Raw genomic sequence first — 25009 nt, 5'->3', positions numbered from 1 at the left:
TCTTTTTTAGGTTTAGAGCGTTAGCTTTGAAAATTTCTAAATGCACAGCTCAGCAAAACACTGATTAGGACAAGAGATGCCATTAAAAAGTGAAAAAGAAGAATATGCAGATCAGTATGATCTTGTGATCATATAATCTGCAACTGCAAGAAGAATTGTCTTTGATTCTGAATCATCAACAATATTGAGAAGATCTTTTCCTTTTGCAATATAGTCCAGTGCAAGGTCTCTGACATAATCGATTGAACCTGCATCTTCAAGCTGCTGAACTGCCTCGTTGATCTCTTCGGTTGTGGCTTCGCCCTTGCCGAATATCCTGAGCTCGACACCTTTGTTGAGTGCGTGAATGGCAATCAGGGTCTTCTTTCCTTCCATGAGGTCGCTGCCCCTTACTTTACCGAGGATTTCCTCAGGTGTTGTCATATCAATGACATCATCGTAGATCTGGAATGCAATACCTATGAGTCTTCCGAATTCATAGAATGCATCTGATACTTCCTCGGATGCTCCTCCAAGAATTGCACCGATCTGCATTGAAGCTGCATATAACACACCGGTCTTCTTCTCGATCATCTCAAGGTATTCTTCCTTTGTGACATCGTTGCGACTCTCAAATTCAACATCCATCCACTGGCCTTCGCAGATGTCCCTGCAGGCCTTGGAAAGAATGTCTATGCATTTAAGGATGCGTTCTGGCTCGCCTGATGCATGTGTAAGTATCTCGAAAGCCTTTGAATAAAGGGTATCTCCTGCAAGGATGGCTCCTGCTTCTCCCCATTTTATATGGACAGCAGGCATTCCACGGCGAATATCATCCCTGTCCATAATGTCATCATGTACAAGTGTGAAATTGTGGACAAGCTCAACTGCCACCGCTGCCGGGAGGACGGTTTCAAGATCAGAGCCAACAGCTTCTGCTGCAAGTATCACTGTTGCCGGCCGCAGTCTTTTACCACCAGCATCAGGAAGGTATCTTGCTGCCTTGTAAAGTTCATACGGTTTGTCAATGGGTAAATATTCCTCTATTCCTTTATCGACATGTGATGAACGTTTTTTAATCTCTTCGATAAGATCCATAATCATCCCTGTTTTAAAATTTTACTCTTCATCAATGTAGAGCTCTTCTCCGTTCCTCAGAAGGTGAAGAGTGTCACCAAGTACGTATCCGGCATCTTCTGCCATCTGGATATACTCGCTGTGCATCTGTATGGTTCCATGCGCAGGAATCACATGCTCCGGTTTGAGCATCCTGAGAAGTTCCCAGTGATCTTCGCGGTATGCATGTCCTGAAACATGGACGTTATCATAAATCCTGGCTCCGCGCATCTTCAATTTTGTCTCAAGTGCATAGCGGTTTGCCTGCGTCATTGGGTTTGGAATTATATTTGCCGAGAATATTATACGGTCTCCCCTGTCAATCTTGAAAGGTGTTTCACCGTTTGCAATCCTTCCAAGTACGGCACCTGGTTCTCCCTGGTGTCCTGTGACAACTGGCAGGTATTTGTCTTTGCCCTTTTCCATGATCTTTGCAAGAGCTTTGTCTATCTCTCTGCGGTTTCCATAGATCTCAACATTTTCAGGAAGCTCGATGTATTCCATCTGGTGAGCTGTTGCGATGTATCTCTCCATAGAACTACCCATCAGTACAGGTATCCTGTCCATTTCCTGGGCGAACTTCACAATGGAATTCACACGTGCAACATGTGATGCGAATGTGGTAACGATCATACCTACATCTGATTCTTCAGTCTCAAGGAGTACATCTCTGAGCATTGAATGTGCAATCATTTCAGAAGGTGCTTTACCATTGCGCCCTGCATTGGTACTCTCTGTGATTAAAGCTATGACGCCTTCTTCTCCAAGTTCCTTGAGTCTTTTAAAATCAGGAGCTTCTCCAAGGGTTGGGGTCCTGTCAAGCTTAAAGTCACATGCATAGACAATTGATCCGCTTATTGTGTGGATTACAAGGAAAACAGTGTCGATTATACTGTGCTGGGTGTTGACGAATTCAATAGAGATTTCCTTTGTAATCTCCAGTGAGTCACCAGCATTCAAGGATACAATATTGTTCTTTACTCCAAATTTTCTCTCAGAGTCTATCTGGTGTTTGATGAGGGTTGTTGTATATGGAGTTCCGATTATTGGTGCAGTATATCTGTGTGCCAGTTTTGAAATTGCACCAATGTGGTCAAGGTGTCCGTGTGTACAGACTATTGCACGCACATTTCCGTTCACTTCCTTCATGATGGTGTCATCCGGGATGGCTCCCATCTCGATAAGTTCAAGTGAATGCATTTTATCTATTTCTACATCTTCATGTATCTGGACCCTGTCCAGGCGAAGACCCATATCAACGATGATTATATCTTCGTCGATCCTGATGGCAGTCATATTGCGGCCCATTTCATTATATCCGCCGACTGCAATAATTCCTATTTCTGTCATATATTAACCTCTAATTATTAAAGTATTTTTATTTAAATATCCCTTTAATTGATGAATGTTAAACTCTCTGGAAGTCTTTGTTTGTTGAGCGCAGGGCAAAGTCCTTTACGTTAAATCCACGCAGTTCCAGATACTCACGTGTCCAGCCACTGATTACTGCTGGTGCAAGGTGCAGATCTTTAAGATCCCTGCATCCGCAAAGGAACATTGCAACTTCCATTTCTTTCAGCATGTGTTCTATGCTTTTGACCACTGCATCCTTTCCTTGTAGGGCTGGTCCCACAAAAGGAAGCGCAGCACTTGCAACTGAAGCTCCAAGAGCGATTGATTTTGCAATGTCGAGTCCGGTCCTCAAGCCTCCTGTGGCTATTACCGGGAGTGATACGCTGCATTCCACTATGCTTGGAACCGTAGGTATTCCAAAGTCCCAGAATAATTCTCCAAGCATTTCGGATTCGGTGTCCATTCTTTCTCTGGCACGGTAAACTTCTACGCCTGACCAGCTCGTGCCTCCAACACCGCCAACATCAATGGCAGCAACACCTGCCTCTTTAAGAATGAATGCGTCCTCATGTGATATGCCTGCACCGGTTTCTTTGATGATGACCGGCACTGCCAGTGAACATATATCTTTTATTACTTCAAGAGCACCTGATGCATCTCTGTCACCTTCCGGCTGGATTGCTTCCTGCAGGAAGTTCAGGTGAACTGCAATAGCGTCTGCATCTATCATCTCGATGATCTTTTCAACGCCTTCCACACCGTATTCCCTTATCTGGGCTGCACCTATATTGCCATAAACAAATGCACTGGGTGCTTTATCCCTTACAACACGGAACGATTCTTCCTGGGATGGATCTTCAATAGCTGCACGCTGGCTACCAACACCAATGCCAAGTCCGAGTTCCTCTACAGCTTCAGCAAGTGCAGCATTGACTGCAGTTGTTTCGGGGTGTCCTCCTGTAATGGAGGCTATCATGAAAGGTGCATTCATTTCCTTTTCCAGAAAACGGACCGATGTATCGATCTCATTCATGTTCATCTCAGGAAGTGCCCTGTGAACAAGCATCACATCATCAAACCCTGCTCTTGTTTTCCTCGATTCTACCGGACTTGCAGCGCATAGTTCTAGATGTTCGATCTTTCTTCTGGAAGTACTCATGATTAATACCTTTATATTAAGTCTACAAAATGCATTTATTAAATTGTCCCGGTGCCAATTGCGGTACCAATGTTCTTACCATTCAGGAAATCAGATATATTGCCAGTATTGCCTGCATTAAATATATAAGAAGTACTGTTTGACTGCTCACTTAGTTCTAAAAGCTCAAGTACTTTTCCCAGCATTCCACCGGTTACATCAGTATTGGCAGAACCGCCAAGATATGTCTTTATTTCATCAAAGTTTCCATTGTTGATAAGGGGTATTACTCCTCCTTTATCATCAAGCACTCCTTCTTCCGCACTTCCAATTCCTATTCTTGATGCTTTCATCTGTATTGCAAGATACGGGACGATCTGGTCACCTGAAAGGACCGAGGTTCCAAGTTCGGTGTCCATCACCATGTCACCATGAAGAACAGGCACGAATCCATTTGCAAGCATTTCTTCGATTTGCTCAAGGAACATACTCTTTATGCGGCTGTTGCCTGATAAGGTACATGCCATTGGATGTACGGGTAATGCATTAACTCCTGCAGAGTTTAAGGCTTCAACAACCATTGTGTTGAGTTTCCTTACTGACATATGTGTAATTATAGAGCCTTCATGGTCGAATTTCCCGGTAAGTCCGAAACGCTTGACCTGTGGGTGTCCGAATGACCCTGCTCCATGTACGATGATAAGTTTTCCTTCAAACCCAGCTATCTCAGATGCTATTCTTTCTATCTCATTTATTCTTGCAGCACCGTCATCAGCACTTTTGTCTGTGATGACACTACCGCCAATCTTCAGGATAGTTATATTAGTGTTATCCATGCAATGACTCCAATCGCACGCCTTCGGCCGTATTTTGTGTAATTATGGCTTCTCCGCCGGCATTCTCTATTGCTTTTGCGATATCTTCTGAATTGTTTTCTTTAGCAAGTGCAACCATGCAACCTCCGCCGCCTGCTCCTGTGATCTTGGCACTAATGGCACCACTGCTACGGGCTGCATATACCAGGGCTGAAAGCTCTGCACTGCCAACACCAATGGCATCCAGAAGCCCCTGATTTATGTTCATGAGTTTTCCGATGGTTTCATAGTCGCCTTCAGCAACCAGTCTTTCTGCTAAAATAGACATCTGTCCTATATTAGAGAGTATGGGCTCAACAACAGACGGAAAATCGTTGCGTAGTTTTGCAACATTGCCTACAAGTTCTTTTGTTGAAGAGAATTTGTGAGTATTGCCTACCACAATCGGACAATTGATAAGGTTCAGTTTCTTCCTCTGCGGAATCATTACAACACCACCCATGGTGCTGACGTATGTATCAGTAGGACTTGCATTACCCTGAACCATTTTTTCTATTTCATGCCCTGTCTTTGCTATGTCTTCCAGGGAAAGGCCGCATTCATAAAGATGATTCAATGCCTGAATGCTTGCAACAGTAACTGCTGCTGATGATCCAAGTCCGGAACCTACCGGCAGTTCTGATTCTATGGATATTCGTACACCCTGAATGTCTGCAAACTGGCGCATCTTTTCGATTACATAAGAGACATAAGGATGGGTATCATGGTCCAGTCCGGTACTTCCCAGAACCGATTCTATAATTATTTCATCGGATTTTTCCACACTTACTTTCGTGCGAAGTTCAACTGCACAGCAGATAGCGTTTTCTCCATATACGACTGCATGTTCACCAAAAAGGTAAACTTTTCCGGGTGCGGAGCATGTGATCATAGTTTTCCTGATCCTTATCTGATATTATGATCTAATTTGTGAATGTAGGTCTTATTGACCTTTATTCGATAGTGATTGCTGCATATCCGACAACTCCTGTCATATCCCCGCTAACATCTCCACTGGTTGCATACTTTATCAGTGAGGCTCTACTTGCTCCAAATTCTTTTGAAGCTGTAAGCATAGCTGCTATAGGTCCAAATCCACACGCAGAAATATTCTTTTCGTCCCTGCGTCTGTAAAACTCAGGGATGTCCATGTTCAGTATAGCTTCTATCAGGTAGCTATCCTGTTCTCTTGCAACAGAATCCGGCTGATAATGCGTAAAGTCACTGGATGCGATAAAAACCACTTTCTTTCCTGTAGCTTTAACTGCTCTGGCGACTTCTGCTCCTACTTCCATGGCGGTTTCTTCATCCTGAAGTCCCATACATATTGGAAGTATTGAAAAATCACTGCCAAATCGATGCTGCAAAAATGGTATCTGCACTTCTATGGAATGCTCAAAATGATGCGCAAGCTCATCAAAGTCTATAATGGATCCGGCTAGCTGCTTTCCAATTTCCCTGTCAGTTTCTACAACACCAAACGGAGTTGCCCAGCTATCCTGGGAAAGAGCTACGGCAGAACCGTATCCTGTATGGTTCGGACCAAACAGAACATATGTGTCTGCTTTTGGGAGCCGGGCATATGCCTGTGCTGCTACCTCTCCTGAATAAACATATCCTGCATGAGGTACAACAGCACCAAGGATGGGCTCCTCTGAGGTAGCCACATACTTAAAGCATCTGCTAAGTTCCTTTTTAAGACTTTTCGGATTTTGCGGGTAGAATTGACCGGCAACGGTTGTTTGTCTCATACTACTGATCACCCTATATTATTCTATAAGGGTTTTTGATTATATGTAGTATGCTTAACAAGTTGTCAGCTCAGACTCCAGCTTCAAAGTCTTCAAGTTCGTAAGTGAACATTGAGTCATTGGCCTTTGCGATCTCTCTTGCAAGCAGCCAGTAGACAAGGGAAAGTGCCTTTCTACCTTTGTTGTTTGTTGGGATTACAAGGTCAACGTTTGATGTCATGTTGTTAGTGTCACAGAGTGCAACAACAGGAATGCCTACATTTACAGTTTCCTTGATTACCTGTGCGTCACCGGTTGGGTCGGTTACAATTACTACATCAGGCTCGTAGAAGTACTCTACCTTTGGGTTTGTGAGTGTTCCCGGAATGAATCTTCCGACCATTGACTTTGCACCAATTGCCTTTGCGAACATCTTTGCAGGGAACTGGCCGTACTGTCTTGCGGAAACCACAAGTATTCTTCTTGGGTCATAGTTTGCAAGGAATGCAGCTGCGAGCTTAATTCTCTCATCGGTTGCCTGGATGTCAAGTACATAAAGGCCGTCTGTTCTGACACGGTACACGAATTTCATCATGTTCTCGGTCTTCTGCTGGGTACCGATGTGTACACCTGCTGCAAGGTACTCGTCTATAGGTACAAGGGAAGTTGTTTTTGTTTCTTCTCCTGCCTCGGTTGTTATTGCTTCAGTAGTAACTTCATTAGTTGTAGTTTCTTCAATTGAATCCATAAAATCACCTTAAAAATTTGAATAATTAAATCTCTCTTTTAACAGTAATTGGGATAACCCCAAGTTCGTATTCTCTCTTGGCAAGGAATAATGAGTTCATGCTTGGATCATCGATGAGCACCGGAGCTCCCATTGAAATCTGAAGTGCTCTCGCACCAACGATTCTTGCCTTTTCATACCTGGTGTAATGTTCAGTAGTCAATAGATCACCTGATCAAAATATATATGGAAATATCAACAGCCCATTTGTAGATAGCTACCCCTATTGCTTCCAAAAAGTATTCCTGTATGAATAGCCATTAATGCGGTCAATGATAACCCTGATAAATATAATTTTATTCGGAATCCCTCCGAATGTGGTCATATAACATTTCAAGCCAAACCAGTGTGGTTTATTGAAGGGCATGGGACCGCTGAGATTTGAACTCAGGTTCCGGCGTGTTTCGCATAGTAAATACATATGTCCCGAACGCCGAAGGATGGTCCAGGCTACCCTACGGTCCCCTTACTGGTATGGGGCAAGTGTATCTACTAGCTCGACGTGTGAAAGGATCATCCTTCTGCAGCAGTAGCGGACAACCCCGAGGTCATCCAGTACAGCAGCTGCGTCTTCACCTTCAGCAACACGCTGTTTGTATTCTTCCCAAACGTTTGAGACAACTTTTCCACAGCTGAAACATCGAACTGGTAACATCCTTTCGCCTACCTGTATGATTTCTGATATTTGGCACGTGCACCTGGTCCACCAAATTTCTTGGTTTCCTTCTGCCTGGAGTCGTTAACCAGGAGATTACGGTCGTATGCCATGTAAGCATCCCTAAGGGCTGTGTCATTGGTCCAGTCTACAATACCTCTTGCAATTGCAGTCCTTGCGGCATTTGCCTGACCGATAATTCCACCGCCACTTACTGTAACATCTATGTCCACGCCTTCAGCAACTTCTCCGGCAAGCATAACTGCTTCTGTGATCTTGAGCTTTGCAAACTCCGGGTCAAAGATCTCGAGTGGCTTCTTGTTGATGCGCACCTTTCCGGTTCCCTTCTTCACTGTTGCGCGTGCAATAGCTGTCTTCTTTTTACCTGATGAGGTTATAACTTTAGTAGTCATTATGATCTTCCTCCTTCTTAGAACTTAGCACCGAGTTTTATACTGAGGTCGCCGAGTTTGAGGTACTTGTTTGAACTGAGACGGTCCATGTTTGCCTCTTCGATCGTTATGCATTCCTTGTTCTCAAGTTCCATTGGAACGCCAACGTATACCTTAAGGTTAGCCATTGCTGCTCTTCCTCTTGCACGTTTGTGAGGAAGCATACCTCTTATTGTTCTCTTAATAATGCGATCTGGTCTCTTTGGGAAATAAGGACCGAATTCAGGCTTTCCTCTTCTTACGGTTTCATCATACTCTCTCATTGTAGTGTACTTTGAACCGGAGATTATTGCCTTCTCAGCATTGACTATCTCGACTTTCTCACCAGCAAGCAGCTTTTTTGCAACAGTACTTGCAAGTCTGCCCAGAATAAGTCCTTCTGCATCGATAATTGTCATTTTCTTCACCTACTGCAAGATCTTAATACCTGATCCCTTTGGGTTTTCTTCCATGATCTGTTCGATGGTCAGGCATTTGCCGCCAACCTCTTCGATCTTTTCCATTGCGGTTACACTGAAGTTGTATGCTGCAACGGTGACTGCCTTCTCAAGGAGTCCTGCGCCAAGTACTTTTCCTGCAATAATGACAGTTTCTCCGTCCTTTGCGTACCTGTTGATCTTACTGAGGTTTACCTGTGCATAGTTCTTGCCAGGTTTTTCCAGCCTCTTAGCCACATCTCTCCAGATTGCGACTTCGTTCTGGCGTGCCCCTTCCTTCAGTGCTGCAATGAGCACAGGAGTGCGAGGGTTTGTCTTTCTTTGGATTTTTACGTTTGTAGTCTTGCTCATAATGTTCCTCCGCAAGAGTTTGTCTCACTCACGCACAAGGTGCGTTCGAACATCCGTTAGGTGTCAGTTAAGTAAGAACATAGAGTCTGTAAACTCAGACTGGTGTCTGAATAACATTAATAGTACATAAAGATTATGTGGATTTATCCCCGGTTCCAAGGACCTTACTATAAACACGGTCATAGATCGAATCAATATTGCATCCCAGTTCCCTTGCAACAAGAAGTCCCGCAATTTCAATATCTACAAGATCATCAAGTTCTTCCTGTTTATTATTGATCATCACTATGGTATCTTTGGTATTTTTACCACAGCTGGCAACGATCATGGCAATGATATCTTCTATAATTGACCTTTCCTGAAATAGTGAACCCGAAGGTTTGAAACCATGAGGTATCTCTATTTTTGAAATATCAAATGCAGGTGTAAGCTCTGCCCCTTCAAACCTAAGCAACTGTGCCCCAATCGCCTTGTCCCTTATTTTGGATGCAGCATCAGGTGCCATCCATTTAAGATCAAAGGACAGCACGAATTCAAAATCCTTAATTGACAGGGATTTTTTATTATTTCTCTTGAAAGGGGTGGCTGCAACAAGCATCAGCTCGTCCATCAGGAACCTCTGCGAAGTTCATCTATAATAGTATCAGCAAGCCGGCCGCATTCGGTTCTCTTCGGACCGTCTATATGATTGATCTGGAGAACTAGCAGTTCGTGCTCAAGGATGGCCCTGACAAGGTAGATGTCTCCCCTGAATGGTACACGGTTGTACTTTCCGTCAAGGTAGCTGTATCTCAGGTGTATCCTGAAATCCACGATTCCTTCAGGTTCAAGAGTATCAAGTACGCCATCCACGGTATCATAGTTCAGATGTGAAAAATCAATTCCATTAGCAACGATCTCCACACTAATCTCTCTTTTTGCCTGGATGCGGTGCCCTCTCTTGGTCACTGATTCGGTAACGAACATGCCGAACTTTCCATCCATGTTCGCCATCACTTTCACAAAAAAAGGTAGGTCCGAATGGTAGCGGTATTTCTGTTCAAACTCCACAGTTCTGTGCGGAAATCGATGATAAATTCGCTTTCGCATCATTTTTAGCTGCTACCATCCTTTTAATTTATAATTTAAGATCCCGTATTTTAAGTCTTATTTATAATTTGATGAGCTTGGCGTCGATAATTCCTTCAACAGACCTCATCTCTTTCAATATATCCTCAGGCACTTCTGAATCAACATTAAGTACCATTATGGTAGTTCCACCTATTTCAGCTCTTCCTACCTGCATGCCGGATATGTTGATATCATTCTTTCCAAGTACAAGGCAGCATGGTCCGATGACATTTGGTTTGTTAACGTGTGTTGCAACGATCATATAGCCTGCGGGCACGATATCTACGTGCTCACCATTGACACTGATGATCTTTCCTTTGCCAGCGATAACAGTACCTCCAATAGATACCTTCTCATCACCCATTGTAACTTCAATCTTTATGGTGGAGCTGAACTCTTCAGTTGTCTCGGACTTGCTTTCGACAACTTCTACTTTCCTTGACTTTGCCAGGGCACCTGCGTTTACATAGTTTACTGCAGAACCCAGGGCAACCTGAAGCATACCCTTGATTGCGGCAACTGTGACCGGTCTGGTGTCTTTCTCAGCGATGTCACCATTATATGATATTGAGATCTTCTCGTAGTTCTTGCCAAGGAGTTGCGCACATGCATTGCTCATTGTCTCAGCGAGCTGGATGTAAGGAGCAAGCATTGTCATAAGCTCTGGTTTTACGGAAGGGATGTTAATTGCGTTCTTTGCAGTTCCACCGTTAAGTACAGCAACAACTTCTTCTGCAACTGAAACTGCTACATTGATCTGTGCTTCCTCAGTTGAAGCTCCGAGGTGGGGGGTAACTATAATGTTCTTGCAGTCAAGAAGCGGTCCGTCAAAAGGTGGCTCACTGGTGAAAACATCGATTGCTGCGCCTGCTATCTTCTCACTGTTAAGTGCTTCTGCAAGAGATTCTTCATTGATGATACCGCCACGTGCGCAATTGATTATCCTTGCGTTGCTCTTCATCATGCCAAACTCTTCAGCATCGATGATATTTCTGGTATCCTTGGTAAGTGGTGTGTGAACTGTAATGAAATCAGCTTCCTTTACGATTTCATGGACGGTCATCATCTTCACACCCATCTCCTTTGCTCTCTCATCTGAGACAAAAGGATCGTATGCAAGGATATTCATGTTCATGCCCTGTGCCCTCTTGGCAACCTCAGCACCAATGCGTCCAAGTCCGATAACACCAAGGGTCTTTCCGTTTACTTCTACTCCCATGAACTTGCTGCGTTCCCATTTTTTAGCTTTAAGGGAAGCGTCGGCTTGTGGCACGTTCCTTGCAAGTGCCATCATCATGGCAATTGTATGTTCTGCGGCAGAAAGCATGTTACCCTCAGGCGCATTAACAACTATAATTCCCTTCTCTGTTGCTGCTTCTACGTCTACGTTGTCAACACCGACGCCTGCTCTGCCCACGATCTTCATCTTGTCGGCAGCCTCGATTACCTTTCTTGTAACCTGTGTTCCGCTTCTTATGACAAGCGCGTCATATTCCGGTATTTTCTCTACAAGTTCCTCTTCGGAAAGCTTTGTAATGACATCAACTGTGAAATGCTGCTGAAGTATCGTTAATCCCTGTTCTGATAATGGATCACTAACTAGTACTTTCATTTTGTATATCTCCGCAGATAAGTGCAATAATAATTGCGCATTTTGATTTAATAGGTTAAAAGGACAAATGCAATTATATCTTTTTCTACATAATGCCCGTAAGGTTTTGATTTCGTCAAGTAACCTCAACCTATTTTAACCTGCTTTGTAAATGCACCATTTTACATATACTTGTCTCTTTAAGAATTTAAGTGCTTAATAATATAAAGAAGAATTGTAAATAAATTCTCATCTTTGGAATAAAAATCACCATGCAAATCTTTCAAATTTATCATTATCTGCTTAATAATTTTAGTCCTTAATCTTTAATCACGATAAAATAGGAAGTTATATATAAAATCCTCAATATTTGCCTAATATAAGCCTAAATGCCGTTGAAAAAGAATTAAAGCATTAATAACTGCTGAAATGAATTTTTCTTTTTGCAGTAGGAACGTATATGAGAAAAGACGTAAGGATAATACTGATTTCAATATGTTTCGGTCTGACATTTCTAATTGCAGATACCTACATAGCTCATCTACTCTTTTCTGTGAATATATTGCCATTTTCCCTTGAACAAAAAGAAACATTCTATGACTTTTATGTAAGGACTTTTGTATTTTTTGGCTTCCTTCTTTTCGGGATGACCGTTTCAAAAATGTCTCAGAAATGCCATTTTGCTGAAAATGAATTACTATCCCAGTTAAGGTTCGAGAACCTTGTCGCAGAGATTTCTTCAAATTTCATTGGTAAAAAATCAGAACATATTGACAATGCAATTGAACATTCACTTAAAAAAATAGCTGATTTTGCAGATGCTGATCGCAGCTACCTTATATTACTGTCCTCGGAACCGGATGAGAATGATATTGTATACCAGTGGCATACTAATGACAGGGATAATAGAAAAATGTACAACTATCCCGGCCGTGATTTTCCGTGGTGGATGGAAAAAATGGCCAGTCCCGAGATAGTCCATATACCTGATACCTCAAAGCTACCACCTTCTGCCAGCAGGGAAAAAAGCGTATTACAGGAGGAAGGTATTGGATCAGTACTCTCTATACCCCTGCAGTCCGGCGGAAAAATGATCGGTTTTCTTGGATTCGATACAATCGACCGTAAAAAGGAATGGCCACAGAATTATGTCAAACTCATGAGAGTTGTCGGTGACATTTTTATTGATAGCATCGAACTAAAAAAAGCAGAGGAATCCATCCTGAAACACCGTGAAAGGCTGTCCAGGGCGCAGGAAATATCGCATTTAGGGAGCTGGGAGGTCGACCTGCGTACAAAGAAGCATTTCTGGTCAGATGAAATGTATTACTTAATGGGTTATTCTCCTAAAGAAATCAACATTGGAAGGGATCATTATTATAAAAGGATGCATCCGGAAGACAGGGAGACTTTCTCATCATGTACAGAACTTGCACTAACTATACCCGGATACAAATTTGACATTAAAACCAGGTTTATCAAAAAGAATGGAAGCATCTGCATCCTCCATTCTCTTGGTGAGGTAACATGGGACAGCGAGGGAAGGCAAATGCTGTTTCAGGGAACGACTCAGGATATAACAGAAATTTCACTTGTCCAGGAAGATCTGCAAAGAAAGAATCGCAATCTTTTGATACTCCAGTCCACGGCTATGATAGCCGCAAGTTCAATGGAAATGAAAGATTTCCTCAGGGATATTTTGAAAGAAATAAACTCGTATGTTGGTTGTTCTACAGGTTCTGTTTACCTTTTTAATTCAGCAGAGCATAAATTTAATTTGTGCTTTTCCACAGGTTTCAGGGATAAGATAATTGAAAGGCTGGACTGCTTAAAGGAAGATGATCCGCTGTTCAAGTTGATTCCTGACACTAAGAGTACATGGATTTCCGGAAAAGTCGATGAGATAGAGGGATGCCTGAAGTGGATCATCGATTCAGAATGCATTGGGAAATTAGTTTACATACCAATTATATCCCGCGAGGATCTTGTGGGTGTTATTTTACTCATGCCTGACCAGGATACTATTATCTCAAAATCCGATCTCAATATATTGGGTAATGTAGGTCGCCAGATAGGCATAACTGTGGAGAATATACGTCTTCTTAATGAGACCCGCAAAGCCTATGAGGAACTGAAATCGCTGGACCGGATGAAAGATGAGTTTGTTGCAAACATAACCCATGAATTAAAAACTCCTCTGATTTCAATAAAAGGATATAGTGAAGTAATATATGAGGGTCTTCTGGGTGAGTTGGAAGACAAGCAAAAACAGTGCATGAAGATTATTGTTTCCAATTCCGAGCGTCTGGAAAGGCTGATAGAATCATTACTTAACATGAATTCACTTTATTTCGAAAAATACCATGTGCTCTCACCTATATATCTGAAAGATGTCCTTGACAATGCAATTACCAGTCTTTCAATGAAGTCAGAAGAAAAAGGTATCAGTATAATAAAAGACTGCCCTACTGATATGCATCTTGTTTACGGAAACTGTGAATTCCTGAAATACCTTTTTGTTTATATTCTGGATAATGCTATCAAATTCTCCTCAAATGACTCAAAAGTTACCATCACGATCACTGAATCAGAGACGGATGCTCATATTTCGGTTACTGACCATGGAATTGGTATCCCCGGTTCATGTATGGACAGGATATTTGACAGGTTCTATCAGGTAGATGGCTCAGCCACACGTATTTATGGTGGAAATGGTCTTGGTCTGTACCTGGCAAAAAATATTGTGGAATTACATTCCGGCTCAATTGAAGTGGAAAGTGAGGAAGGAGTGGGAACAACAGTTCATCTATCCATTCCCCTGTTCAATCCGGATATTCACGAAACCGACTGATATTATACCAATTTTAAGACCAATATCAAAAATGAAAATCTAAGAGTATAATTATTAATGCCGATGAGTTCTCACTCATCTGCAAATTTGAAATATACTCTCCTGTTGTTCTTTCCCTTGTTCTCGGCTTTTATAATTGATATGTGTGGAATGTCACCGGTATTTGCGATGTGTGTACCTCCACATGCCTGCACATCAACATCAGGAATACTGATTATCCTTATTTCTTCGATCTCAGGAGGGAATGCATCCTTGAGTTTGACAACAGAAGGAATACTGAAAGCTTCTTCACGAGGCATTATGTCAATGCTCACAGGGATATTGCGGTCTATAATCTCGTTGACCTTGCTTTCATAGGATGCTATCTGCTCACGGTCAAAATCCTCCAGGTTGAAATCCACACGGGTCTTATCCTCTCCAAGCTGATTTCCGGTAATCATGGCACCGGTCTCGTTGTGAATAATAGCACTCAGGATATGACAGGCAGTGTGATACTGCATGAAACGGTATCTTATGTCCCAATCTATTATTCCCTTTACTTTATCTCCGGTTTTAAGTCCGGGATTTGAAACCTCGTGGCTGATATCTCCTCCAAATTTTCCGACAAAAATCACAGGAAACTCTGTTCCATCTTCACTGACAAGTTTTCCTGTATCATTCGGCTGCCCTCCGGATTTAGGATAGAATGCAGTCTGATCCAGAATCACGAATTTATCATCCTTTACACTTTCAACGGTTGCATCAAACTCTTTCAGGTAGCAATCAGTAAGGTATAGTTCTTTCATGGATACAGTAAAGGTAACTTCTCTGATTAATTTTTTGCATTCTCTATAAGGTTACAAAAAAATCATATATTAGCCGCACCCTAAAATTATTAATAAATGCCAGACAAGAACGGAAAAGATGTATCTATATATCCTCTTCTCATGGTGAACTTTATCGGGACCATGGGAATAAGCTTAGTTCTGCCCTTCCTGATTTTTCTGGTAGAGAGATTTGGCGGTAATGCTCTGGTATATGGGCTTCTATCTTCAATGTACCCTTTTTTCCAGTTAATAGGTTCGCCTCTTCTTGGAAAATGGTCTGATATCTACGGCAGGAAAAAAATTCTGTTCGTCAGCCAGGCCGGAACTCTGTTCTCCTGGATATTGTTCTTTATAGCTCTCTTTGTGCCTGTAACAATATTGGCCAATATAGACTCCGGTCTTCTTGGTAAATTCATGATCACTATCCCCTTGTTAATGCTTTTCTTCGCAAGAGGTCTGGATGGCCTGACCGGTGGCAATGTTTCAGTATCAAATGCATATATCGCTGATATCAGTACAGACCGGACCCGAAGCAGTAATTTCGGTAAACTTTCAATATCCACAAATCTCGGTTTTATTCTGGGGCCTGCGCTTGCAGGTATTCTGAGTGTGACAGTCTATGGAGAAGCACTTCCGGTGATGGCTGCCATTTTGATCGCTCTTGCAGGGCTTGTAATGATAGCATTATACATCCCTGAAACTCGAAACAATAAACCGAATATCAGCAACGATACAATAACTGGCAATCCAGGGTCAATTGATGTTAACAATTCCACTGAAAATCACAAAAAAGGTATCAGATATGTCTGGAAAATGACTGATCTTCGTTTGATGTTCATCATTTATTTCCTGATATTCCTGGGATTCAATACATTTTACACTGCATTCCCTGTCCATGCAGCAAATTATCTTCAGTGGAGTATTGCAGATCTAGGTTTCTTTTTTTCATTTTTGAGCATCGTGCTTGTAATTGTTGAAGGGCCTGTACTTTCATACGTGTCGAAAAGGTCGAGGGATTCTACAATGATAATCGGTGGAAGTTTCATTCTTGGCCTGAGCTTTGTAGTACTGACATTCGGAAACATATTCTTCACTTATGTGTCAGCAGTATTACTGGCTCTTGGTAACGGTCTGATGTGGCCTTCCATACAGTCAATGCTTGCAAGACTTGCGGGGAAAGATGATCAGGGACTGGTTCAGGGAGTTTCGGGAAGTGTCATTAGTTTTGCCGGTATATTTGGCCTGATAGGTGGAGGCTTTGTTTATGGGCTTGTCGGAATATGGTCTTTCCTTCTAACTGCATCTATAATAGGCTGTGTAACTATTCTTTCCATTCGCCTGCGCTCATTTGAAGCACCTGTCATCCCGGAATAGAATAGCATAAACTAGTCTTATTAAAAAAGACTTGCATAAGATTATAATTATCCCTTCACGCACTTTTACTATGTCAGTATTTATGGGATTACACTGGGATCACGCTGGGACCACGGAGGATTATGGATTTATTAATTGAAAAAATATGAATTCGTATCAGGACTCTTCATCATATTTTATTGTAATTATACTGTCAACAGAGATGTGGGAATATCTGTTTTCAGTGATTTCAAGGGTAAGCACACCATCACTGCATGCTTTGACATTTCCGCGGAATGTGTATATACCGCCACAGTATACTATTACATCTTTTCCCAGTAAATGTTCGACAATAAAAGGTTGAATTTTTAACCTGTTTTCCATCTCGATCCCCTGCTCTGCCGTCCTGTAATTATAAATTACATTGACACGGTTAATATAAATATTAATTGCTGTTTTTATATAATCCGAAGCTGATTTGTCCCCTTCCAAAAGAATGAAATAGTTCCCAAAGAATAAATAGTGCGACTTATATCTACCTAGCAAAGCGGAGTATATCTATGGCTGACAAAAGAAAAAAGCGAGGTTTTTTTGACGATATCTTCAACGAAGGTAGTTTCACAGATATCGAAGATATCATCGATCAAATGATGGAGAGATTCGGTCTCAACTTCGAAGATTTTGAAAAGCAGCCGTTTTTCTATGGTTTTTCAGTTTCCCGCCATCCAGGGGAGGAACCTGAGATAAGGGAATTTGGAAACGTCTTCTCGGATGATGAAGATGAGGATGATGAAGAAGAATCCATTATACAGCAGTTCAAGGTAAATGAAAGAAAGCCACTCATGGATGTATTTGAGATAGACGATAAAGTACATGTCATGATTGAGCTTCAGGATGTTGACAAAGAGGATATTGACCTTAATGTCACTGAAACATCACTTGAGATAAGTGCAGAAAATGAAGATTTGTTGTATGAGGAAAGTATTGATCTTCCTTCCAGTGTCGATCCGGATTCTGCAAAAGCAAGATATCATAATGGTGTCCTTGAAGTAATAATGGATATGAAAGAGTTGGGCATTTCCCGCTCTGTGCATATCGATTAAAGCTATCTGGCTTAAATTATTTTTTTGATTATTTATTTATTTATTTATTTATTTATTTATTTATAATTGTTGACCGCAATGTATATATGAGCTACGCGTGTACTTTAATTGGTCTGCTGACATATAATAAGTGGGAAGTAAATGTCTGCTAGTTCAGAAAACATAAATGATTCGATCCTGCCGTTACTATTACAGAACGCCGATCAGGATCTGTTCACCAGATTGAATATAGGGGTAATCTATCTTGATGAACATAACAGGGTGCTTTGTTCCAACAAAGTGGTGAGTGACCTTACAGGTTTCACGGCTGAAGATATTTTAGGCCAAAGCTATGCTGAGCCTTGCTCTGATATGCCAAAATCTTATACTTCTCTATCAGATTTCTTTTTATCATCACATCTTTTGGACGAAAGTGGAAAGTCGCGTAAATTCATGCTGGCAGATAAACAAAGTAACATCAGATGCCTGCAGTGCGATGTATTTCCGTTTCCTGACAGGTGTAAAAGCAAAGGGGGAAAAATATGCATTATAAGAGTCGACACAACACCGACGACTTATGATAATGAATATCCTTTAGATGAACTCAAAATTGAAAACATGTACCTCAGGGAAAAAGTCCTTTCAAAACTCGGGGAAAAAGCTCTCTCATGTACTAATATTAATATATTAATGGAATATGCACTAAAAATAGCAGCAGAAACCTTGGGTGTAAAGTATTCCCTTATTATGGAACTTCTTCAGGACGGTAAATTCCTGCTGAGGTACGGATATGGTTTGAGTGGGTGGTGCGTGGGTTCGATACTTGTAGACAAGGAACTGGGTTCCCCTTCAGGTTACACAGCTTTTACCGGAAGGCCTCTGGTTGTGGATGACATGCGTACAGAGGAAAGATTCCTGATTCCTCGTTTTCTTCATGAACATAATGTTGTGAGCAGTGTTACTGTTATCATTGGTGACAGAAAAAACATGTATGGTGTGTTGTGCATCCACACGGACAAACAACGACAATTCACCGAACATGATGTCAATTTCCTGCAGTCTGTTGCTAACATCCTTGCGGAAAGCATCAAACTCCGTGACTCTTTCAAGTCACTGGAACTTTACAGGAATCTCATTAACCAGTCCAGTGATCTTATCATGGTTCTCAATGCGGTGACAAAGCAGTTCATCTATGTTAATGACAAGGTATTCTATGATCTGGGCTACACGGAAGCTGAGATGCTGGAGCAGGATATCTTTGATTGCGGATGTTTTATAAACGGGCATCATATGCAGGAATTGATCGGCCAGGTAGCTGAACAAGGCAGTCTTGTGGTCGAATCCGAAATATTGAGAAAGGATGGTTCACTATTCCCTGCCGAGATAGGTCTGGCATTTGTTGAGAACGAAGGCACTACGTATATAGTGTTAATCGGCCGTGATATCAGTGAACGCCGCATACTTGAGCATGCAATAAGGGAACGTGCAAAACAGCTTGAATACTCTAACGAGCTCAAGGATATGTTTGCAGATGTAACAAGCCATGACCTGACTGGCTCTATCTCCCTGATAGAAGGATTTACGGGCTATCTTAAGGAAATGGAAACTGATGGGGAAAAAAAGCATCTTCTGGGATGTGTTGTAAGCAGTACGGCCAAACTGAAGAAAACAATAGATTCTGCCACTGTATTTGCCAGACTGAACTGTGCATCTGATATGAACATCGAGGAACATGACCTTCGTTTGATATATTATAGTGCCCTTGAAAGGACGTTGTCAAAGGCTTCTGCTAAAGGTATAAATGTTGAGCTTGACTTACCCAGACATTGCAATGCACTTGTTAACCCGATTATTGAGGAAGTGCTCTATAACCTGCTTTCTAATGCCATCAAATATTCTCCTGAAAACGGCACAATTATGGTGAATATTGCACCAATGGATATTGGGCCAGAAGACCGTAAATGGAAAGTCAGCATATCAGATGAAGGCCCGGGAATCTCTGATGTGGATAAGGAAAAGATATTTGACAGGTTCAAAAGGGCTGATAACTCACATGTCGCTGGTCATGGTCTGGGACTTGCAATTGCCCGAATGGCGTTGAAATGTCATGGTGAGGACATTCATGTTGAAGACAATGATAATGGTGTTGGCACTACTTTCTGGTTTACTGTCCCTGTTGCTGGCATATCCGAATCATAACTTTAATTAGGAATTGCGCAGATAAATTGAATCTCGTCATTTGTTTTTGAATGGTATCTGTGATGGCTAATAACCACAAGTAATATATAGGTATCAAAAAATTACTGTTATGCTTTAGAGGTATATGGCATGGTTAAGAAAACAATTCATGAGATCAATAGCAAGATCAGAGATGGAAGTGTCAATGTAGTCACTGCCGAGGAAATGGTTCACATTGTAGGTGAACTCGGTGCGGAAGAGGCTGCAAAGGAAGTTGATGTTGTAACAACCGGAACATTTGGTGCAATGTGTTCATCAGGTGTCTGGCTGAACTTCGGACACTCGGAACCACCTATTAAGATGCAGAAGGTCTTTCTCAATGATGTGGAGGCATACACGGGTGTTGCGGCAGTTGATGCTTTCATAGGTGCAACGCAGATTTCTGAAACTCTTGGCATGGATTATGGCGGTGCTCATGTAATTGAAGACCTGATACGAGGCAAGTCAGTTCATCTTCATGCAATGTCCCACGGAACAGACTGCTATCCAAGAAAAGTTCTTGACACTACACTTTCCCTTGACGATATGAACCAGGCCATTATGATGAATCCTCGCAATGCATATCAGAAGTATAATGCTGCGACAAACAGTACCCGAAGCACAATTCATACTTACATGGGATCTTTACTCCCATCCTTTGGAAATGTCACATACTCAGGAGCCGGTGTCCTTTCTCCATTATCAAATGACCCGGATTACATGACCATTGGTACCGGCACAAGAATATTCCTCGGGGGCGCAGAGGGTTACATAGTCGGACAGGGAACCCAGCATTCATCCGGCGGAGGCTTTGGTACTCTGATGGTCCAGGGTGACCTCAAGAAAATGAGCACCGATTATATCAGGGCTGCAAATTTCACAGGTTACGGCACTTCCCTTTACGTTGGAATGGGTGTTCCAATTCCTATACTGAATGAGCAGATTGCCCAGGCAACTGCGGTAAGTGATGCGGGTGTAACAACCAAGATTCTGGACTATGGTATACCAAGCAGGGACAGGCCGGCAATACGTGATGTAACATATGAGGAACTCCGTAGTGGTTTTGTAGATATTAATGGTAAGGAGGTTCCGACATCTTCACTTTCAAGTTTCAAGAAATCCCGGATTATTGCAAATGAATTGAAAGACTGGATAGCAAGAGGTGAGTTCTTCGTGTCCATGCCTGTTGAAAGACTACCAAAGGATGTCTCAGCAAAACCAATGAAGCAGACAGAAGGTATTGCTATCGTTTCCGATATTATGGCTGTTAGCGTGGTAACCATAAACAAGGATGCCAGTGTGTATGATGCAGCAAAGATCATACAAGATACTTCATTTAACCATCTTCCTGTGCTAAATGATGATAAGACCCTGGCAGGAATAATTACTGCATGGGATATCGCAAAGGCTGTTTCTCTCAACAAGTTCGATATGGTAGCAGATATAATGACCCGCAAGGTCATAACTGCGAATGCTGATGAACAGGTAGCCGTAGTGGCGAGGAGGCTTGACCTGAATGAAGTTTCTGCTATGCCGGTTATTAATAAAGATAAGCATGTCATAGGTATGATAACCAGTGATGATATCAGCAAACTGTATGCCAGGAGGTCATGAATTTGAAGATCAAGATAAGTATTTCAAGTGATATTCTTACAAAACCGATTATGGCCGAAGCGATACTTGAGACTGGTGTAATGCTGAACATTTCCCAGGCACATTTTGACCGTTCCCATGGAGAAGTTGTTGCCGATGTTGAATCCGGTAAATTTGATGTAATGTGCAAAGCGCTGACAAACAAGGGTGCAGTGGTCACTAAACTGGATGTCCCTATAAGATGGGACGAGAATGAATGTGTTGAGTGCAGTGCCTGTGTATCGGTATGTCCAACCAAAGTATTCTCACTGGCTGAGGATTTCAGCCTGGATGTAGATGACACTAAATGCATCCAGTGTGGAACATGTGTGGATATGTGTCCTCACAATGCATTATCACTTGGAAATAACAAGTGATACATTCTTCTTTTTCCTTAATCTGGATGCAGTACCATGAAAGAGTATTTCAGGCTGAAGGAGACCATTGTTACAATCCAGGCAGATTCTGAGGTCTATATTGAAGTTGCCAGGGAATCAATAAGAGCAAATCGAAGGGAACTTGAGTCATATATTGCTTATGACCCTTTTTTCCAGAGTACCCTTGAACCTTATGATTGCAATGGTGATTTTCCTGAGGTTGTCAGGAGAATGACCAATGCAGGAAATGCCATGGGTATCGGACCAATGAGTGCTGTAGCAGGTACTATTTCTGCTCTTGCAGTGGAAGCTATGGTAGATGCCGGAGCTAAATTTGCGATTGTTGATAACGGCGGTGATATTGCTATTATCAATGACAGACCCGTGCTCATGGGAATTTATGCAGGTAATTCTCCTCTGAAGAATCTTGGTTTTGTAATGGAACCTCGAGATTCAATCACAGGCGTTTGTACGTCATCAGGCAGTGTAGGTCCTTCCATCAGTTTTGGAATGGCGGATGCTGCAATTGTATTTTCAGATGATGTATCCCTTGCTGACGCTGCGGCAACAGCTCTTGGAAATGCAACTGATATCGGAAAGGAAGCCGTTGAAGTTTCTTTTGATGCTGTAAAGGATGTTAAAGGGATAAAAGGAGCTATTGTAATTCAGGGTGAGTTCATGGGTTTCTGGGGAGATGTGCCTGATATTCAGAGGGCTGATGTAAAGTACGAATGCATCACCAAAGGTTGAGATTATCTGGCGCGAGTTTTTGAAACAAAAATCTTTTATTGTTCCGGTCCAATCCAGAACCTGTTTATTTTCTGTAATGCGCACATAGCTTGCGCGGACGATGAGTAACATGTTATCTGAAAAAGTTGCAAACATTCCTCCGTTTTATGTTATGGAGGTACTGGAAAGGGCACAACAGCTTGAAGAAGAGGGCAGAAGCATAATTCACCTTGAGATCGGTGAACCTGACTTTCCAACAGCTTCGCATATATGCGATGCTGCAAAGGCTGCAATGTGCTCAGGCAATACAAAATACACTCACAGCCAGGGGCTTATAGAACTGCGACAGGCTATTGCAAAGAGCTATAAGGATCGGTTTAATGTGGATGTCGATGCCAACCAGATTATTGTAACTTCAGGTACAAGTCCTGCAATGCTTTTGCTTTTCCTCGCACTCATTGACCAGGGTGATGAGATCATCATGTCAAATCCCCATTATGCATGTTACCCGAATTTTGTAACAACTGCCGGCGGAGTGCCGGATTTCATTTACACCAATGAAGATAATGGTTTCATGTTACAGCCGGATGAGCTTGCCGCACATATAAATCCTAAAACAAAGGCAATTCTGATTAATTCACCATCCAATCCAACAGGTCAGGTGTTGCCCGCAGAGACTCTGAAGGGAATCGCACAGGTTGCAGGCGATGTTCCGATCATATCCGATGAGATATATCAGGGACTTGTCTATGAAGGTGAAGACCATACTATATTAGAGTACACAGACAACGCCTTTGTTCTCAACGGTTTCTCAAAACTCTATGCCATGACTGGCTGGAGGCTTGGTTACCTGATATCACCGAAACAGTATATCAGGACTTTACAAAAGGTACAGCAGAACCTGTTCATTTCCACGAATTCCTTTGTCCAGTATGCAGGTATAGCTGCTCTTGAAGGACCGCAGGAGCAGATACAGGAAATGGTGAATACCTATAATGAGAGGCGCCTCTATCTCATCAAAAGGCTCAGGGAGATTGGTTTTGATATAAAGGTAGAACCCAAAGGTGCTTATTATGTGCTTGCAGATGCCCGCAAGTTCGGTGAGGATTCACTTGCACTTAGCAGGCAAATCCTTGAAGATATAGGAGTTGCAGTCACTCCGGGAATTGATTTTGGTCAGGGTGCTGAAGGCCATTTGCGCTTTTCCTACGCAAACAGCCTTGAAAATATAAAAGAAGGCATGGAAAGGCTGGATAAATATCTTAATAAAAAATGATGTTAATGCAACATCATTCTGCACTTTCATCCTGTACTTATTTACTTATTTTTATAATACCTATTTTTTGTAGGTAAAATTGGTAAACTTAAAATACTACCTGTAGTATACAAAAATATAGCCTACAATTATTAGATTGGGAGGCAACCTGTTTATCAAATCCATTAAAGGTAGTTTTTGAAATGACAACTGAGAGAACCGAAGATTATCTGAAGGTCATCGAGAAGATAATCGAAAGAAAAGGCTATGCGCAGGTCAAGGATGTTTCAAGGGAACTTGATATTAGTTCTCCAAGTGTCACCGGAATGTTCAAGAAACTTACCAAGATGGGTTACATCAATTACGAGAAATATGGCGGCGTGACACTTACTCCCGAAGGTGAGAATATTGCAAAATGCACCATGGAAAAACACGGTGTAATTAAGGATTTCTTACTAATTCTGGGCCTTGATAAGGAAATTGCTGATCAGGATGCCTGTAAGATCGAACACGTACTGGCACCGGAGACTTTTGAAACACTCACAAAGTTCGTTGAGTTCATGAATATGAAGGATGAGTGGCCATACTGGCTGGATCATTTTAATTATTATTGTGAAACCGGTGAGTATATTGCTTGCAGTCCGGCTTCAAAAGATACATGTCCGATTCATGGTAAAAATCATAACAAGCAGTAGTTATCAGTAGTTTGCTATTGAAATTATCTTCTTTTTCTTTTTAGTACTTGCTTTTATTATCATAGTTTGCAATTTGGCTTTAACAGTTGTATCTGTAAATGCAAATATCTTTTATTTTTCGTATACTGAAATAAATTAGGTAAGGCGAAATTGCTATATACAAAAAACGGGTTAGAGCTACCATAAAAAAGGACAGGGAATGACTTGAGCGAAGATCAGGAGACCACACTGGATATTTTGAAACCCGGAGAGAAAGCCAGGATAACAAAGGTGAGGGTCAAAGGCACTGCAAGGCGAAAACTCATGGATATGGGGATGGTTGCAGGAACTGAGATCGAACTTGTCAGGAATGCTCCTCTTGGAGATCCAATGGATTATAACATAAAGGGTTACCACCTGTCTATTCGCAAAGAAGAAGCAAAACAGATATTTATTACCAAGCTCTGAACAGAGCTATTT

Annotated in this window: 27 protein-coding genes and 1 tRNA gene; 10 read left to right on the top strand and 18 right to left on the bottom strand. The window is 41.9% G+C overall.

Translation table 11 applies throughout. The features are described from left to right. Nucleotides 1–111 precede the first annotated feature (111 nt). The 16 genes from RE474_RS02500 to serA all read right to left on the bottom strand — a co-directional run bounded on the left by RE474_RS02500 (nucleotide 112) and on the right by serA (nucleotide 11574). Nucleotides 112–1077 (bottom strand): polyprenyl synthetase family protein, encoded by a 966-nt coding sequence (locus RE474_RS02500; RefSeq protein ID WP_309311414.1) that lies wholly within the window; start codon nucleotides 1075–1077, stop codon nucleotides 112–114. 21 nt (nucleotides 1078–1098) lie between these two features. Beyond that, on the bottom strand, nucleotides 1099–2445 hold the full coding sequence (locus RE474_RS02495; protein ID WP_309311413.1) for an RNase J family beta-CASP ribonuclease: 1347 nt from the start codon (nucleotides 2443–2445) through the stop codon (nucleotides 1099–1101). A 58-nt stretch (nucleotides 2446–2503) separates the two neighbouring features. Beyond that, complete coding sequence (gene fni, locus RE474_RS02490) at nucleotides 2504–3607, bottom strand: type 2 isopentenyl-diphosphate Delta-isomerase (protein ID WP_309311412.1); 1104 nt, start codon at nucleotides 3605–3607, stop codon at nucleotides 2504–2506. Between the two features lie 38 nt (nucleotides 3608–3645). Then, entirely contained in the window at nucleotides 3646–4422 is a 777-nt protein-coding gene (locus RE474_RS02485; RefSeq protein ID WP_309311411.1) for an isopentenyl phosphate kinase, read from the bottom strand. Further along, nucleotides 4415–5332, bottom strand: coding sequence for a mevalonate kinase (locus RE474_RS02480; protein WP_309311410.1), 918 nt, complete (start codon nucleotides 5330–5332; stop codon nucleotides 4415–4417). Before RE474_RS02480 ends, RE474_RS02485 begins: the two co-directional genes overlap by 8 nt. Nucleotides 5333–5393: 61 nt before the next feature. Beyond that, entirely contained in the window at nucleotides 5394–6191 is a 798-nt protein-coding gene (locus RE474_RS02475) for an MEMO1 family protein (RefSeq protein WP_309311409.1), read from the bottom strand. A gap of 70 nt (nucleotides 6192–6261) precedes the next feature. After that, nucleotides 6262–6918 (bottom strand): 30S ribosomal protein S2, encoded by a 657-nt coding sequence (gene rpsB, locus RE474_RS02470; RefSeq protein ID WP_309311408.1) that lies wholly within the window; start codon nucleotides 6916–6918, stop codon nucleotides 6262–6264. Between the two features lie 25 nt (nucleotides 6919–6943). Further along, a complete protein-coding gene (locus RE474_RS02465; protein WP_023846038.1) occupies nucleotides 6944–7120 on the bottom strand; it encodes a DNA-directed RNA polymerase subunit K in 177 nt (58 codons plus the stop codon). A gap of 203 nt (nucleotides 7121–7323) precedes the next feature. After that, nucleotides 7324–7422, bottom strand: a tRNA-Pro gene (locus RE474_RS02460). 1 nt (nucleotide 7423) lies between these two features. Then, nucleotides 7424–7612: a DNA-directed RNA polymerase subunit N gene (locus RE474_RS02455; RefSeq protein ID WP_023846039.1), complete on the bottom strand. Its 189-nt coding sequence runs from the start codon at nucleotides 7610–7612 to the stop codon at nucleotides 7424–7426. Between the two features lie 8 nt (nucleotides 7613–7620). Continuing rightward, nucleotides 7621–8025: a 30S ribosomal protein S9 gene (locus RE474_RS02450; RefSeq protein WP_309311407.1), complete on the bottom strand. Its 405-nt coding sequence runs from the start codon at nucleotides 8023–8025 to the stop codon at nucleotides 7621–7623. 17 nt (nucleotides 8026–8042) lie between these two features. Further along, nucleotides 8043–8462, bottom strand: a complete 420-nt coding sequence (locus tag RE474_RS02445; protein WP_309311406.1) for a 50S ribosomal protein L13 — start codon at nucleotides 8460–8462, stop codon at nucleotides 8043–8045. Between the two features lie 9 nt (nucleotides 8463–8471). Continuing rightward, a complete protein-coding gene (locus RE474_RS02440; RefSeq protein WP_309311405.1) occupies nucleotides 8472–8852 on the bottom strand; it encodes a 50S ribosomal protein L18e in 381 nt (126 codons plus the stop codon). A gap of 133 nt (nucleotides 8853–8985) precedes the next feature. Then, nucleotides 8986–9462, bottom strand: coding sequence for a DUF2240 family protein (locus RE474_RS02435; protein WP_309311404.1), 477 nt, complete (start codon nucleotides 9460–9462; stop codon nucleotides 8986–8988). Continuing rightward, nucleotides 9462–9836 carry a hypothetical protein gene (locus tag RE474_RS02430; RefSeq protein WP_309311403.1) on the bottom strand — a complete coding sequence of 125 codons (375 nt, stop codon included), beginning with the start codon at nucleotides 9834–9836 and terminating at the stop codon, nucleotides 9462–9464. Before RE474_RS02430 ends, RE474_RS02435 begins: the two co-directional genes overlap by 1 nt. Before the next feature lie 166 nt (nucleotides 9837–10002). After that, nucleotides 10003–11574: a phosphoglycerate dehydrogenase gene (gene serA, locus RE474_RS02425; protein WP_309311402.1), complete on the bottom strand. Its 1572-nt coding sequence runs from the start codon at nucleotides 11572–11574 to the stop codon at nucleotides 10003–10005. A 439-nt stretch (nucleotides 11575–12013) separates the two neighbouring features. Here serA and RE474_RS02420 point away from each other — a divergent pair, with 439 nt between their 5' ends. Then, a complete protein-coding gene (locus RE474_RS02420; RefSeq protein WP_309311401.1) occupies nucleotides 12014–14404 on the top strand; it encodes an ATP-binding protein in 2391 nt (796 codons plus the stop codon). 71 nt (nucleotides 14405–14475) lie between these two features. Here the strand turns inward: RE474_RS02420 and alaXM are convergent, their stop codons facing one another. Continuing rightward, nucleotides 14476–15189 carry an alanyl-tRNA editing protein AlaXM gene (gene alaXM / locus RE474_RS02415; protein WP_309311400.1) on the bottom strand — a complete coding sequence of 238 codons (714 nt, stop codon included), beginning with the start codon at nucleotides 15187–15189 and terminating at the stop codon, nucleotides 14476–14478. A 96-nt stretch (nucleotides 15190–15285) separates the two neighbouring features. Here alaXM and RE474_RS02410 point away from each other — a divergent pair, with 96 nt between their 5' ends. Then, on the top strand, nucleotides 15286–16584 hold the full coding sequence (locus RE474_RS02410) for an MFS transporter (protein ID WP_309311399.1): 1299 nt from the start codon (nucleotides 15286–15288) through the stop codon (nucleotides 16582–16584). A gap of 156 nt (nucleotides 16585–16740) precedes the next feature. Here RE474_RS02410 and RE474_RS13850 read toward each other — a convergent pair whose 3' ends face one another. Beyond that, nucleotides 16741–17055: an MM0924 family protein gene (locus RE474_RS13850; protein ID WP_438861580.1), complete on the bottom strand. Its 315-nt coding sequence runs from the start codon at nucleotides 17053–17055 to the stop codon at nucleotides 16741–16743. Between the two features lie 68 nt (nucleotides 17056–17123). On the opposite strand from RE474_RS13850, the gene hsp20 reads away from it, so the two are divergent. From hsp20 to RE474_RS02365, 8 genes are all read left to right on the top strand, one after another. Continuing rightward, entirely contained in the window at nucleotides 17124–17666 is a 543-nt protein-coding gene (gene hsp20, locus RE474_RS02400; protein ID WP_309311398.1) for an archaeal heat shock protein Hsp20, read from the top strand. A gap of 141 nt (nucleotides 17667–17807) precedes the next feature. Further along, the gene (locus tag RE474_RS02395) at nucleotides 17808–19844 is read left to right on the top strand and encodes an ATP-binding protein (protein WP_309311397.1); all 2037 of its coding nucleotides are present in this window, start codon (nucleotides 17808–17810) and stop codon (nucleotides 19842–19844) included. A 129-nt stretch (nucleotides 19845–19973) separates the two neighbouring features. Continuing rightward, nucleotides 19974–21476 carry a homocysteine biosynthesis protein gene (locus RE474_RS02390; protein WP_309311396.1) on the top strand — a complete coding sequence of 501 codons (1503 nt, stop codon included), beginning with the start codon at nucleotides 19974–19976 and terminating at the stop codon, nucleotides 21474–21476. Next, nucleotides 21473–21871, top strand: coding sequence for a 4Fe-4S binding protein (locus RE474_RS02385; protein ID WP_309311395.1), 399 nt, complete (start codon nucleotides 21473–21475; stop codon nucleotides 21869–21871). The genes RE474_RS02390 and RE474_RS02385 overlap by 4 nt, the downstream gene beginning before the upstream one ends. A gap of 36 nt (nucleotides 21872–21907) precedes the next feature. Beyond that, nucleotides 21908–22621, top strand: coding sequence for a UPF0280 family protein (locus tag RE474_RS02380; RefSeq protein ID WP_309311394.1), 714 nt, complete (start codon nucleotides 21908–21910; stop codon nucleotides 22619–22621). A gap of 109 nt (nucleotides 22622–22730) precedes the next feature. Then, nucleotides 22731–23876, top strand: coding sequence for a pyridoxal phosphate-dependent aminotransferase (locus tag RE474_RS02375; protein ID WP_309311393.1), 1146 nt, complete (start codon nucleotides 22731–22733; stop codon nucleotides 23874–23876). A 182-nt stretch (nucleotides 23877–24058) separates the two neighbouring features. Then, nucleotides 24059–24550: a metal-dependent transcriptional regulator gene (locus RE474_RS02370; protein WP_309311392.1), complete on the top strand. Its 492-nt coding sequence runs from the start codon at nucleotides 24059–24061 to the stop codon at nucleotides 24548–24550. Between the two features lie 204 nt (nucleotides 24551–24754). Then, on the top strand, nucleotides 24755–24997 hold the full coding sequence (locus RE474_RS02365) for a FeoA family protein (RefSeq protein WP_309311391.1): 243 nt from the start codon (nucleotides 24755–24757) through the stop codon (nucleotides 24995–24997). Nucleotides 24998–25009 lie beyond the last annotated feature (12 nt).

The sequence above is a fragment of the Methanolobus sediminis genome, assembly GCF_031312595.1.
Taxonomy (GTDB): domain Archaea; phylum Halobacteriota; class Methanosarcinia; order Methanosarcinales; family Methanosarcinaceae; genus Methanolobus; species Methanolobus sediminis.
The sequence above is the reverse complement of the archived record's forward strand: the minus strand, read 5'-3'. Positions and strand labels throughout refer to the sequence as shown.